General features: G+C 41.8%; 13 protein-coding genes. 5 read left to right on the top strand and 8 right to left on the bottom strand.

Translation table 11 applies throughout. The features are described 5' to 3' along the window. Positions 1-144 precede the first annotated feature (144 nt). From H6G26_RS19085 to murF, 4 genes are all read left to right on the top strand, one after another. A complete protein-coding gene (locus H6G26_RS19085; RefSeq protein WP_190730757.1) occupies positions 145-1065 on the top strand; it encodes a histone deacetylase in 921 nt (306 codons plus the stop codon). Between the two features lie 472 nt (positions 1066-1537). Then, positions 1538-1675 (top strand): hypothetical protein, encoded by a 138-nt coding sequence (locus tag H6G26_RS19080; RefSeq protein WP_190730751.1) that lies wholly within the window; start codon positions 1538-1540, stop codon positions 1673-1675. A 176-nt stretch (positions 1676-1851) separates the two neighbouring features. Further along, the gene (locus H6G26_RS19075; protein WP_190730750.1) at positions 1852-2298 is read left to right on the top strand and encodes a tellurite resistance TerB family protein; all 447 of its coding nucleotides are present in this window, start codon (positions 1852-1854) and stop codon (positions 2296-2298) included. Between the two features lie 210 nt (positions 2299-2508). Then, positions 2509-3864: a UDP-N-acetylmuramoyl-tripeptide--D-alanyl-D-alanine ligase gene (murF, locus tag H6G26_RS19070; RefSeq protein WP_190730749.1), complete on the top strand. Its 1356-nt coding sequence runs from the start codon at positions 2509-2511 to the stop codon at positions 3862-3864. Positions 3865-4108: 244 nt separating this feature from the next. Here murF and H6G26_RS19065 read toward each other — a convergent pair whose 3' ends face one another. The 8 genes from H6G26_RS19065 to H6G26_RS19030 all read right to left on the bottom strand — a co-directional run bounded on the left by H6G26_RS19065 (position 4109) and on the right by H6G26_RS19030 (position 11010). Next, positions 4109-4444, bottom strand: a complete 336-nt coding sequence (locus H6G26_RS19065; RefSeq protein ID WP_190730748.1) for a hypothetical protein — start codon at positions 4442-4444, stop codon at positions 4109-4111. A 205-nt stretch (positions 4445-4649) separates the two neighbouring features. Continuing rightward, positions 4650-5051, bottom strand: coding sequence for a fasciclin domain-containing protein (locus H6G26_RS19060; RefSeq protein WP_190730747.1), 402 nt, complete (start codon positions 5049-5051; stop codon positions 4650-4652). Between the two features lie 136 nt (positions 5052-5187). Then, positions 5188-6504 carry an FADH(2)-oxidizing methylenetetrahydrofolate--tRNA-(uracil(54)-C(5))-methyltransferase TrmFO gene (gene trmFO / locus H6G26_RS19055; protein WP_190730746.1) on the bottom strand — a complete coding sequence of 439 codons (1317 nt, stop codon included), beginning with the start codon at positions 6502-6504 and terminating at the stop codon, positions 5188-5190. Between the two features lie 120 nt (positions 6505-6624). Continuing rightward, positions 6625-7320, bottom strand: coding sequence for a Uma2 family endonuclease (locus tag H6G26_RS19050; protein ID WP_190730745.1), 696 nt, complete (start codon positions 7318-7320; stop codon positions 6625-6627). Between the two features lie 116 nt (positions 7321-7436). Then, complete coding sequence (locus H6G26_RS19045) at positions 7437-8264, bottom strand: Rpn family recombination-promoting nuclease/putative transposase (RefSeq protein ID WP_190730744.1); 828 nt, start codon at positions 8262-8264, stop codon at positions 7437-7439. A gap of 131 nt (positions 8265-8395) precedes the next feature. Continuing rightward, positions 8396-9166, bottom strand: a complete 771-nt coding sequence (gene panB / locus H6G26_RS19040) for a 3-methyl-2-oxobutanoate hydroxymethyltransferase (protein WP_190730743.1) — start codon at positions 9164-9166, stop codon at positions 8396-8398. A gap of 127 nt (positions 9167-9293) precedes the next feature. Beyond that, positions 9294-10400, bottom strand: a complete 1107-nt coding sequence (locus tag H6G26_RS19035; RefSeq protein WP_190730742.1) for a two-component regulator propeller domain-containing protein — start codon at positions 10398-10400, stop codon at positions 9294-9296. A 361-nt stretch (positions 10401-10761) separates the two neighbouring features. Next, positions 10762-11010: a hypothetical protein gene (locus tag H6G26_RS19030; protein WP_190730741.1), complete on the bottom strand. Its 249-nt coding sequence runs from the start codon at positions 11008-11010 to the stop codon at positions 10762-10764. Positions 11011-11216: 206 nt separating this feature from the next. On the opposite strand from H6G26_RS19030, the gene H6G26_RS19025 reads away from it, so the two are divergent. Beyond that, complete coding sequence (locus H6G26_RS19025; RefSeq protein WP_069072882.1) at positions 11217-12647, top strand: form I ribulose bisphosphate carboxylase large subunit; 1431 nt, start codon at positions 11217-11219, stop codon at positions 12645-12647. The last annotated feature ends 75 nt before the right edge of the window (positions 12648-12722 follow it).

The raw sequence follows: 12722 nt of genomic DNA, 5'->3' as shown, positions 1-12722 counted from the left end.
CCAGCCAATAACTATTACCAGTATTAATACTTAATAGTATGAATATTCTTAGTAACTATTTTTGTATTATTTATAATACTTTTTGAAGTGCGGAAGATGGGATACAATAGCATTCATTGTCTTGGTGCCAACTTTTTTCGTCCTATGCTGCCAGTCATCTATTCCGACGAATTTTTAGACCACAAGACTGGAAAATACCATCCCGAAAAACCAGAACGTTTAAGTGCGATCGCTACTGCCCTAAAAGCAGCGACATTCGCAGATAGAATTGCCTGGCGATCGCCCACACCAGCATCAGAACAGCCATCGCTGATGTCTGTGTTGGTTAGAGCACATAGCCCAGCCTATATCAAAAAACTTTGGCAAATCGCTTCTAGTGGCGGCGGCCCTTTGGATGGAGATACGCCAGTTTCGCCACTTAGTTATGATGTGGCATTGTTGGCAGTCAGTGCATGGTTGGATGGAGTTGAGGCTGTGTTAAAGTCGGCTAATCCAGCTTTTGTACTAGCGCGTCCCCCAGGACACCATGCAGAAAGTGATGCGGGAATGGGCTTTTGCCTATTTTCTAATGCAGCGATCGCAGCTTTATTTGCCCTCGAACAACCCGGAATTAACCGCGTCGCCATCCTCGATTGGGATGTGCATCACGGTAATGGAACTCAGGCGATCGTTGAAACTGAAGCACGCATCGCCTACTGTTCGCTACATCAGTACCCATGTTATCCCGGTACTGGGAGAGCGACAGAACGCGGCTTTCATAATAATGTATTAAATTTACCTGTACGCCCTGGTAGTGATATTGCAGTATATCAGCCACTATTTGAAAGACAAGTAATACCGTTTTTAGCCGATTTTCAGGCTGATTTGCTGATTGTAAGTGCTGGTTATGATGGCAATGCCGCAGATCCTTTGGCAAGTATCAATTTGCAGCCAGAAGACTATGCTTTATTTACTGATTATTGTCTAGGGATAACTCGTAAAATTCTGTTTGGCTTAGAAGGTGGTTATGACTTTGATTCTCTTTCTCAATCAGTTGTAGCGACAATTGAACATTGTTTACTTTAGGGACTTTCTCCTTTTTTTAGGTAAAACCTCTGAATTCGTAATTGAGTCACTTTTGTATATGCACTGAGATCATAGTAATCCTATTTGATTTGTAGCTCAGATTCCCGGTTTCTTAGAGAAACCGGGAATCTTCTTGTATATTTTCTTTGGATTTCACAGCATAGTCCGTAAAAATAAGCAATTTATAGATATTTATTGTCATGATTACTTGTGAGTTAGTTGACTAATTTAACAACTGTCTTTACGTAAATCTAGGGTGACATAACTTTTGCTTGAAACTCAAACTAAGTAATTTCTTTTACAAGGCTTTCTATAATTCATCAAATCTTCAGAAAGAAAAAGTTTAAAATGTGTTCTTAAAGAGCTAAAGTTTTGTTAAGATGCAATTGCTAGCAGTTTCTCGGCGAAATTCACCTGTCGGTGTGTGGAGAAATAAAAAGTACTAGCAACACAAAATTCAAAAGGTGAAGCAATGACCACCTACATTTTTTTCGATGAAGCCCTACGGATGCTGGCCAACGCTTATTTGATATCAGTAGTCCTGTTAATAGCAGGCTCTGGTATAGGTTTGGCGGTAATTGAAACAATAGAAAAGACAGGAGAACGCTAAGTTTACAAATGGCAGTGTAGCTCTTGCCAAAAACCATTGGCTGCAAGTGTTCGCCGTGAAGAAATCCTGGGAACACTAAAGCATGAAAGTCTCACTGCGTTGCAGCTTTACCTGGAAATCCACCAAACATACAGGTAACTGTAGCGCCATTGAGACTCTAACAAGGAGTTACTACAATGGATCTATTCGACGCTGTGTTGGGCACAGAAAACCAAACCCAAACAGCACTCAATCCAGCGGAAGCTTTTGCTGTCATTATTTTGGTGGCAATAGCGTCAGACGGTTACCTTTCTGTTGAACAGGCAAATTATCTCACTTTTGTACTGTCTCGGATGAAACTTTTTAAAAGTTATCCCCATGAGATGATGAACAAGCTGTTTGAGAAAATATTGGGCATTCTCCAAGGGGATGGCTTTAATAGTTTATTTAATGCAGCCAAAGATTCTCTATCTCAAGATTTGCGGGAATCGGCCTTTGCGGTAGCCACCGATTTAGTTTTAACTGAAGGCATCGTAGCTGAAGAAGAAAAAAACTTCTTAAATGATTTATATCAAGCTTTAGGTCTTTCTAGTGAAATAGCTATACAAATTGTGCAAGTAAGCGTAATTAAAAACCGGGGATAAGGCGATAAAAGATATGCTTAATTAAATTATATAAATAGCTTATAAACAACGTGTGCCAAAGAAGCTGAACTTCTTTGGCACTATTTTTGGTGTTATTGTGACTAGCCTTAGATTCGCATCTTTATCGATAAGTCGTAAATCTTGTTGTTCAATGCAGTATTGTGTCATAATTCGAGTTTCTAATTTTGAACTTTAAATTGTAAATTACCTATGCATTGTTCTGCCACCCTAACCAAACTGATTGAAATTCTTTTGGCCAGTCCTATAAACTTATCTGAAACTGCTTTAAAACAAGTCAGTTGCGGTATACAAACAGATAGCCGTACCCTGAAGCCAGGTGAAGTATTTTTAGCTTTGCGAGGCGATAAGTTTGATGGACATGAATTTGTGCAAACTGCGATCGCCAAGGGTGCAATAGTGGCAATTGTAGATTTTGAATACGAAAACCCTGGTTTTCCGGTATTGCAGGTAAAAGACACTCTCAAAGCATATCAGCAAATCGGTAGATGGTGGCGCGATCGCTTTAACATTCCTGTAATTGGTGTAACAGGTTCTGTGGGTAAAACTACAACTAAAGAATTAATTGCGGCAGTTTTGGCAACAAAGGGGCGAGTTCACAAAACTTATGAAAATTACAACAACGAAATTGGTGTCCCGAAAACTCTCCTACAACTTGGTGCAGAAGATGACTACGCCGTAATTGAAATGGCGATGCGGGGTAGGGGACAAATTGCTGAACTGACACAAATAGCGCGTCCAACAATTGGAGTGATTACCAATGTGGGGACGGCACATATTGAATTATTAGGTTCTGAAGAAGCGATCGCTGAAGCAAAATGTGAGTTGTTAGCAGAAATGTCTGCTGATAGTGTGGCAATTCTTAACCACGACAATCCTTTATTAATGGCCACAGCAGCAAAATTTTGGCACGGAGAAGTTTTAACTTACGGCTTTTCTGGTGGGGATATCCAAGGGCAGTTAATTGATAACGACCAGGTGGAAGTTGCAGGAATCCAACTACCTCTACCTTTACCTGGTCGTCACAATGCGACTAATTTCTTGGCAGCTTTAGCTGTAGCAAAGGTGTTGGGGATCGATTGGGCAAACCTGAAAGCAGGTGTGATGGTGGATATGCCTACAGGGCGATCGCAGCAGTTTACCTTACCCAACGATGTGGTAATCTTAGATGAAACTTATAATGCTGCACCAGAAGCTATGATCGCGGCATTGCAATTATTGTCAGATACACCCGGAAAACGGAAGATTGCCGTATTGGGTGCAATGAAAGAATTAGGAGAGCGATCGCAGCAGTTGCACCAGCAAGTGGGAGAAACAGTGCGAAAATTGAATTTAGACGGGTTGTTGGTTTTGGTAGATGGACAAGATGCCGAAACGATTGCCCTTAGTGCTGAGGGTATCCCATCTGAGTGCTTTGCAACTCATGGTGATTTGGTGGCTAGGTTGAAGACATTTGTGCAAACAGGCGATCGTTTATTGTTCAAAGCCGCCCATTCCGTGGGGCTAGATCGGGTAGTGAATCAATTACGCGCAGAATTTACCAAATGAATCTACCGCTACAAACCCAACCTCATTTAAATTTTGGATTTTAAATTTTTTAATCCAAAATCCAAAATTTAAAATCTAAGCTGATGCGCGCCTAAATTGTATAAACACTCTTTATGGTCGTTAACTGTTAACTGTTGACAGTTAACGGTTATCAGTCATCATCCTTTATGTAAATGTTCAAGTTAAATGTGTAACAGCTTAAAATTCATCACCATCTTTATGTTGTGGAGAGTAGGTGTGAATTTCAGGCGTTGTTAGAAAGGCTAGGACTGTTACTGTAACGTCTTTGAAAAAGAATTGCTGCCAAATTAGTCACTAAACAGGTGATTGCTAACCACAGCAAGATATAAGTAGGAGCCATCACCACGCCAATCATAAACCAAGTATATACGTGCAATATCATTACAGAAGCGAAAAAGCTAGCAATTCCAGCAGATTGCCACACTTGATGCGATGGACGACGTAAGGCTACCAGGCTTATGGTTAAAATCGTGACAAGCAAGTTCGCTGGTACGAGAAACGCACAAATACTTATGCAGTTGCCACGAGAAAACTCAGCTAAAGTGTTTAAATCGAGCATTAATTTGTTGAGATAGGTGTTAGCTTTTTAAGACTTTAATTTATTTTATTTTAATATAACGAAATATATATTAACAAATGAGTGAGTAATCACATTGCAAATATAACATAATTTAAACTATTGAGTTGCGTTTTGATACTCCCAATAGTTAGTTAATTATAAAGATTTTGGAGAAGTAGGGTGGAAAACACCCACCCTAGCTAAATTAACCCGGTAAAATCACGGTATCGATAACGTGTACCACACCATTATCAGCTTCGATATCTGCTGCTAAAACCGTGGCATTTTTCACTTCAAAACCATCAGAAGAATGAATTTTAATAGGTGAACCTTCCACAGAATTAACCGTACCGAGTTCTGCCAAATCAGCCCGTAGCAGCTTTCCTGGAACGACATGATACTTTAATATCCGCATTAGCTGGGGAATATTCTGTAACAGAGTTTGGATAGTTCCCGGCGGTAACTTGGCAAAAGCATCGTCATTTGGTGCAAAGACAGTGAACGGGCCAGGACTTTTTAATGTTTCAACTAAACCAGCGGCTTGTACAGCGGCCACCAGGGTTTTGAAAGACTCAGCCGTAACTGCAATATCAACAATATCAGCCATATATCTTGCCTAAATCTCTGCAAAAGATTTTAAAGGATAATAAACCTATTTGAAGTTTTATTAAATAGTGAGTGGGGAAGAAGCAAGGGGGCAGGGGGTAGGGAGATTAGGAGAACAAGCCAATCCCCAATTCCCATTAATTCCGATTAGCTTTCCAGTTTGCTAGATCGGTTAAAGAGCGATCGCGGTAACGTCCATAACGCTCTTGCTTACTTTTGATTTTCGCACCCAGTTCGGGAAAAATGCCAAAGTTGGGCGGCATTGGTTGGAAATGCTTCGGTGAAGCGGAACTAATAAATTCCAATAACGCACCCATCATTGTTGTTGGTGGTAAAACCAAAGCTTCTTTACCCAAGGCTAGCCGCGCTGCATTAATTCCCGCCAAGCAGCCACCCGCAGCCGCAGCAGTGTAGCCTTCTGTACCAATCAACTGTCCAGCAGCTAACAATGTTGGACGCTCTTTAAATTGCAGAGTAGGATGCATTAGCTGGGGAGCATTAATAAAAGTATTGCGGTGCATCACTCCCAATCGGACAAACTCTGCCTTTTCCAAACCCGGAATTAACTGAAATATTCGCTTTTGCTCACCCCAGCGCAGGTTAGTTTGGAATCCTACCATATTCCACAGTTGGCCGGCTTTATCTTCTTGTCGTAACTGCACCACAGCGTAAGGACGTTCCCCGGTGCGATTATCTGACAATCCCACTGGTTTTAGGGGGCCGTAGCGCATGGTGTCTTCCCCACGCTGTGCTAGTTCTTCAATAGGTAAACAAGCTTCAAAAAATTTCGCCGTTTCCCGTTCAAAACCTTTGAGTTCTGTTTGTTCTGCTTTACAAAGTTCTTCTCTAAAGTGCAAATACTGCTCTTTATTCATTGGGCAGTTCAGATAAGCGGCTTCACCTTTGTCATAACGTGATGCCATAAAGGCAACGTCACGATTAATCGATTCTCCCACAATAATCGGACTAGCCGCATCAAAAAAGCTCAGGTATTCCATCCCGGTAAAGCGTTGCAAATCTTGGGCTAAGTCGGGACTCGTTAAAGGCCCAGTTGCCAAAACCACAATCCCTTCAGGAATCGCAGACACTTCACTCCGGCGAAATTCAATTAAAGGATGGCTGGCTAAAGTTTGAGTCAAGTCTTGGCCAAATTGTCCCCTGTCTACTGCCAGCGCCCCACCAGCGGGTACGGCGTGTTCATCAGCTTTTGAGATGACAATAGAACCGAGTTGGCGTAATTCTTCGTGCAATAAACCCGCCGCGCGATCGCTTGCCATTGCTCCGAAGGAATTACTACACACTAATTCTGCCAAATGTTCTGTATGATGAGCAGGGCTGAAGCGTTTTGGACGCATTTCATGGAGAATTACCGGCACTCCAGCTTGGGCGATTTGCCAAGCTGCTTCAGTTCCAGCTAGTCCACCTCCAATTACTTGTATCGGTTGTTGTTCCATAGTTAAATTTTTAGTTCCTAATATTATAAGTATTTATCAGCATCATAGAAGTAAAAATAAATAAAAGAGATAAACTTATGATTACTTCTATAAATAGAACATCAGCGATTATAAATTAGATTATAAATTATCTGTATCGATTCCTTTTTCTTGGAGTTTAGCTAGCAATTCTTGATAGCGATCGCGCTCTTTATCTAATTCTTTTAAAGCCGCTTCCTTTGCTTGGTGTTCTTGTTCCCGTAACTGGTCAATTTCTACAGGTGACAAAAACTTTTGTCCGGTGGGAGAAATAATTTCCAGCGTATCCGGTGTTAATGTAAAACGGATTTCCAAACGCGGACTTACCCAGCCATTCATCTCTTCGATAACTTCAAAACTATCCCCAGAACGCAGCAAGCCATTTAAATCGTTCTTAGCCGGATCATAGATGTAGTATTCTTCCACGCCATAACGTTGGTAAAACTGCAATTTTTTAGTCATTTCTTTGAGGGTGTTACCTGGTGAGAGAATTTCAAATACTACCTGTGGGGGTATATTATCTTCATCCCACTGTAAATAAGAACCCCGTTTTCCTTTTGGTCTGCCAAAGACCACCATTGTATCAGGCGCTTGTTTAATATTCGGGCTTCCTTTAACTGGATACCAAAACAAATCTCCGGCGATAAATACATCAGCTTGCGATGCAAATAAGATTTCTAAATTTTCTTTGATTTTGACAATCCATGCAAATTGTTCTGTATTATCTGCCATTGGCTGTCCGTCACTTTCCGGGTAGATGACTTTGATTGTGGTTTCTGGTGTAACTTGTTGTACCATTGCTGCACCTCCAAGTATGGGGTTTATAGCTGATATTTGTAGTTAAGATAGCGATCGCGTTAATCTAAAATGCTTAGATGCAAAAAGGCTTGTCGCTAAACATCGCTTGTCTGAATTTATTCATTTAGAGGCGTTTGCTGTATTGCTTGCTGGACTTGTGCAACATCTAAATCTAACGCCTGTGATATCTGTTCCACACTTAAACCTAGTGCTAGCAGTTTAGGTACAGCTTCTAACTTTGCCTCAAAACGACCTTCTTGTTTACCTTCTTCTTTGCCTTCTTCTTTACCTTCTTGTTTAGCTTCTTGATAAACCCGTGTTTGCTTCAACTCACTTAACCCAAACATCGCTTCTATCTCCTCTCGACTTATGTTAGGCAATTTATAAACTAAGATTGTCTCTATTAATTCTAGTAATTGTTTTTGTGGCAGTTGCAAATTTATCGCTTGTTTAGTACGGTTAATTAGTTCTCTTGCGGTAGTAATAGTTGTATCTTCATTTTCAATTACTAATTTTAGGGTAGCAATACCTATTGGTAGCGATGCAGCTTCGCCTAATTCATCCAAGTAAATTATACTAATACGATTGCTGTTGAAGAATTCGTGGCAATCTTGTCGTTCACCAGTATCTACATTTCTTCTGGGATAAATCACCACTCCTCGCCAAGAATTTTTAGATTTATTTTGCCGTAAATAGAGAAATGCTTCTGAAACTAGGCGCAAATAAATATCTAAATCTGCTTGAAATTGAACTTCGACGAAATAAATGGGATTTTCTTCGTCTTGAGTGGGAAGAAATACACTATTTATTCTAAAGGCAGTTTGTTTGATTTCAACTGAAGAAAATTGATAGGTATTTGCAGTCTCAGGAGGATTGCCAATCAGTTCAAAGAAGATACTGGGGAATTCTTGAAATAAACGATAAAAGATACTGTCAGTTTTCACTCTGGATGTTAAGGCACAATTTTGAACTTCAGCAATTTTATAATGTGCTGCTCTCTGATTGCATAGATTATCCCAGGTGGAAAACTAGCTATTTGCCAGCTTCTTGTATTTTTTGATCGTAAATTCCACACTTACGGAAATTTACGATCGCGCACTTCCACGGCATAATCTTGCACGGCTTTGGTAATCGTTTCCCGCAAGTTTGTGTAAACTTTGGCAAATGGTGGATGCTTCTCGGTAAGTCCAATTACATCTGAGGTAACTAAAACCTGTCCATCGCAGTGAGTTCCTGCACCGATACCAATTGTAGGAATTGTGAGTTTTTGTGTAATCTGCATTGCCAAATCTGCGGGGATATGCTCTAAAACAAGAGAAAATACACCAGCTTGTTCCAGAGCGATCGCTTCAAGTAAAATTCTCTCACTCGCTTCTTGGGTTTTCCCTTGTTGTCGTAAACCCAGTTGATGTATTGATTGCGGTGTCAAACCTACATGACCCATTACCGGAATTCCAGCTTGAACCAAATGAGCAATAGTTTCTGCGATCGCTGGATAGCCACCTTCCAATTTTACCGCTTGAGCGCCCGTTTCCTTGAGTACCCGCCCAGCTGAGTGCATCGCTTGCTGGAGACTTTCTTGATACGTCAAAAATGGTAAATCTACAACAACTAATGCGCGTTTAACCCCACGGCGCACAGATTTGGCGTGGTATATCATCTCATCCAAAGTTATCGGCAGTGTTGTTTCATACCCTAGAACTACTGCCATAGAGTCACCCACAAGGATTAAGTCTACACCAGCTGCATCGAGGAGTTGAGCGATCGCATAATCCCAGGCGGTCAACGCCACAATTGTACGTCCTTGGTGTTTCCATTGAATTAATTGCTGGGTAGTAATTGCCATTTTTTTAGTGTTGAGTGCTGAATTAGAAGTGCTGAGTTAGGAGTGATGAGTTAGGAGTAAATAGTTCAGGATTTAATTTAATTCATAACTTCTAATTCCTAACTCTTAACTCTTAACTCCTAACTTGTTACTTCACGGCGCGACTGAAAGCAATATGGGGTTTTGCACTGTCGGTTTTAGGCATTAACCAAGCTAGACCTTCACTAGTGCCGATCCATAATTTATTGGCGATGTCAGGTGCAAGGGCAAGAACCCGACTAGAAGGAAGTCCAGCAACTTCTGCATCTAACACAGCTCCTGTATTTGGATTTAATCGTAACAAACCATTGTTAGTCCCAACCCAGACACTACCATCTTTAGCAAAACGTACCGCAGTCACATCACGCCCACGCAGGCGAGTTACAGACCGCACTACTGCACCAGTTTTTGGGTTAATAACTAGTAAATTATTTGGCATTCCTGCCCAAATTAATCCTTCTGGACTGATAGCTAAAGCTTGGACAGTCGTCCCTGGTAAATTGGCTATCCGCTTCATAATCGCAGCACTAGCAGTATTTACCCGCACCAATCCATCAAGTGTACCAACCCACAGTTGACCTTCAGCATCTAAAGTCATGGTGTTGGCGCTGACACCAGGCAGATTTTTTAATGTTGTCATAATCAAGCCTTGGTCGGGACTAATTAGGGCTAAACCGCTATCGGTTCCAGTCCACAAATAACCTCGTTTGTCAACTAACAATGACAACACCCGTTTAGAAGGCAAAAATAAATTCTGCGCGGTGATTTCGCTAGTACGGGGGTCTACTCGGAACAGTCCATCATAACTTCCTACCCACAAACGTCCTACTTTGTCTTGGGCTAAAGCACCAATGGCAACATTTGGTAAACTAACACGAGAAATAATCTTGCCAGTTTTAGGATCAATCCGCGATAGTCCCCGCCAAGAACCTACCCAAAGATTGTCAGTAATATCTCTCAGTAAGTTACCAACACGATAATCAGTTTTTGGCGAATTTTCTTGCACTCCTCGCTCATTGGGCAAAGGTTCTACTCGCGGTGGCGGTGCAGAAGATGGGTAAGCAGGAGTTAGATCGGATGAATTAATATCAGGGGTTTTTTGTGCCCATCCTATACTTGGCAAAGCTATCAACCCCAGCAAGATAGAAGTAGTCAATAAACTAGTACGCTTGCAAAACAATACCACGGTGACATTTCCTTTGGAGACAGTACCCATAGCTGTTACCTAAACTGGCTTTGGGTTAGTTTCAGTGTTCCCCTAGTCAGGATTTTTTAAACGTCATCTGGAATTTTCCTAAAATTTTATAGGGATTGGGCATTGGGCATTAGGGAAATACTTCCTAATAACTCTTAACTCCTAACTCCTCGCTCCCAAAAGCTTCTATACAGTTATTGATGACACCTTGTAAAGGATCTGTAACAAAATGTTAAATCTTTATGTAATAACAAAATTAAATATATAAGTTAAAAACTTTCAAAGAATAACTTATCGAATTATTGATATATTGTGGAATAAGTTACAAATTACGTGGTGTGCAATTTTTTATCTTTACGCTCACGACTCTGCTAAATCTCTGTCAAGTAAATTCTTTTCTAGTATCTTTTCCATCAACGGAAAAGATATAGGGAGTGTAGAGGCGGGAATGTGTGCCAGCCAGCCCAATCCCCTGAATACCCCGATTTGTAGGGGAATTATCTAAATAAAGCCGCAAAAAGCGGAATTTTTGGTGAAATTGAGAAGGTTTAGTTGGGTGCGAAGAAGAGGTAAAAAAGAATTTTGATTCGTAGGAAGAGGAAACAGTAGAAGCGCTAGGTCGTGTACTCATAGAATGGGACAACACTGGTGAGGAGGGCTACCACCACTACCAAAGTGTCAGCCGCAAAAAAAACTGCTAACCTTTGCCAAAAACAACCCTTAACAAAAATTTTTACCGTTCTTTTCCCCGATGAAGGGGGAAAAAATCGGGTGAGGGGAAGTTGCACAAAACGTGATTTGATAATTAACAAGAGTGATTTCAGGGAAGGATAAAATATGTCTTACGCTCAAACGAAGACTCAGAGCAAGTCTGGGTATCAAGCCGGGGTTAAAGATTACAGACTAACTTATTACACACCCGATTACACACCAAAAGATACCGATCTTCTAGCTGCGTTCCGCATGACACCCCAGCCTGGTGTTCCTCCCGAAGAAGCAGGTGCGGCTGTAGCGGCTGAGTCTTCCACAGGTACTTGGACAACTGTGTGGACAGACTTGCTCACCGACCTCGATCGCTACAAAGGTCGTTGCTACGATATCGAACCAGTTCCCGGTGAAGACAACCAGTACATCTGCTACGTTGCCTATCCTTTGGACTTGTTTGAAGAAGGTTCTGTAACCAATGTGTTGACCTCAATTGTAGGTAACGTATTTGGTTTCAAAGCTCTGCGGGCACTGCGTCTAGAAGATATTCGCTTTCCTGTTGCTTACATCAAGACTTTCCAAGGGCCTCCTCACGGTATTCAAGTTGAGCGCGACAAGTTAAACAAATACGGTCGTCCTTTGCTGGGTTGTACCATTAAGCCTAAATTGGGTCTTTCTGCTAAGAACTACGGACGCGCTGTATACGAGTGTTTGCGCGGTGGTTTGGACTTCACCAAAGACGACGAAAACATCAACTCCGCACCATTCCAAAGATGGCGCGATCGCTTCTTGTTCGTAGCTGAAGCTATCAACAAAGCTCAAGCAGAAACCGGTGAAATTAAAGGTCACTACCTAAACGTTACCGCTCCTACCTGTGAAGAAATGCTGAAGCGGGCTGAGTACGCTAAAGAACTCAAAATGCCCATCATCATGCATGACTACCTGACAGCAGGTTTCACCGCCAACACCACATTGGCTCGTTGGTGCCGTGATAACGGTATCCTGCTACACATTCACCGTGCTATGCACGCTGTAATCGACCGTCAAAAGAACCACGGTATTCACTTCCGTGTATTGGCTAAAGCCCTACGTTTGTCTGGTGGTGACCACATCCACACCGGTACCGTAGTTGGTAAGTTGGAAGGTGAGCGTGGCATCACAATGGGCTTCGTTGACCTGTTGCGTGAAAACTACATTGAGCAAGACAAGTCTCGTGGTATTTACTTTACCCAAGACTGGGCTTCTCTACCTGGTGTAATGGCAGTTGCTTCTGGTGGTATCCACGTATGGCATATGCCCGCACTGGTAGAAATCTTTGGTGATGACTCCGTACTACAATTCGGTGGTGGTACTCTGGGACATCCTTGGGGTAACGCTCCTGGTGCAACCGCTAACCGCGTCGCCTTGGAAGCCGTTGTTCAAGCTCGTAACGAAGGCCGCAACTTGGCTCGTGAAGGTAACGATATCATCCGCGAAGCTGCCAAGTGGTCTCCTGAACTAGCTGTTGCTTGCGAACTGTGGAAAGAAATCAAGTTCGAGTTTGAAGCAATGGATACCGTCTGATCTGAGTTAACGGTTAAGAGTTAAGAGTTAAGAGTTAGGATTTGCATTAATTCATAACTCATAACTCATAACTCA

Origin of the sequence: Nostoc sp. FACHB-888, from assembly GCF_014696655.1 — a bacterium.
Taxonomy (GTDB): Bacteria; Cyanobacteriota; Cyanobacteriia; order Cyanobacteriales; family Nostocaceae; genus Nostoc.
The sequence above is the reverse complement of the archived record's forward strand: the minus strand, read 5'-3'. Positions and strand labels throughout refer to the sequence as shown.

Excerpts from the sequence above, each read along its gene's own strand:
- H6G26_RS19085 (WP_190730757.1), top strand. The coding sequence starts at position 145 with ATGCTGCCAGTCATCTATTCCGACGAATTTTTAGACCACAAGACTGGA.
- H6G26_RS19080 (WP_190730751.1), top strand. The coding sequence starts at position 1,538 with ATGACCACCTACATTTTTTTCGATGAAGCCCTACGGATGCTGGCCAAC.
- H6G26_RS19075 (WP_190730750.1), top strand. The coding sequence starts at position 1,852 with ATGGATCTATTCGACGCTGTGTTGGGCACAGAAAACCAAACCCAAACA.
- murF (WP_190730749.1), top strand. The coding sequence starts at position 2,509 with ATGCATTGTTCTGCCACCCTAACCAAACTGATTGAAATTCTTTTGGCC.
- H6G26_RS19065 (WP_190730748.1), bottom strand. The coding sequence starts at position 4,444 with ATGCTCGATTTAAACACTTTAGCTGAGTTTTCTCGTGGCAACTGCATA.
- H6G26_RS19060 (WP_190730747.1), bottom strand. The coding sequence starts at position 5,051 with ATGGCTGATATTGTTGATATTGCAGTTACGGCTGAGTCTTTCAAAACC.
- trmFO (WP_190730746.1), bottom strand. The coding sequence starts at position 6,504 with ATGGAACAACAACCGATACAAGTAATTGGAGGTGGACTAGCTGGAACT.
- H6G26_RS19050 (WP_190730745.1), bottom strand. The coding sequence starts at position 7,320 with ATGGTACAACAAGTTACACCAGAAACCACAATCAAAGTCATCTACCCG.
- panB (WP_190730743.1), bottom strand. The coding sequence starts at position 9,166 with ATGGCAATTACTACCCAGCAATTAATTCAATGGAAACACCAAGGACGT.
- H6G26_RS19035 (WP_190730742.1), bottom strand. The coding sequence starts at position 10,400 with ATGGGTACTGTCTCCAAAGGAAATGTCACCGTGGTATTGTTTTGCAAG.
- H6G26_RS19030 (WP_190730741.1), bottom strand. The coding sequence starts at position 11,010 with ATGAGTACACGACCTAGCGCTTCTACTGTTTCCTCTTCCTACGAATCA.
- H6G26_RS19025 (WP_069072882.1), top strand. The coding sequence starts at position 11,217 with ATGTCTTACGCTCAAACGAAGACTCAGAGCAAGTCTGGGTATCAAGCC.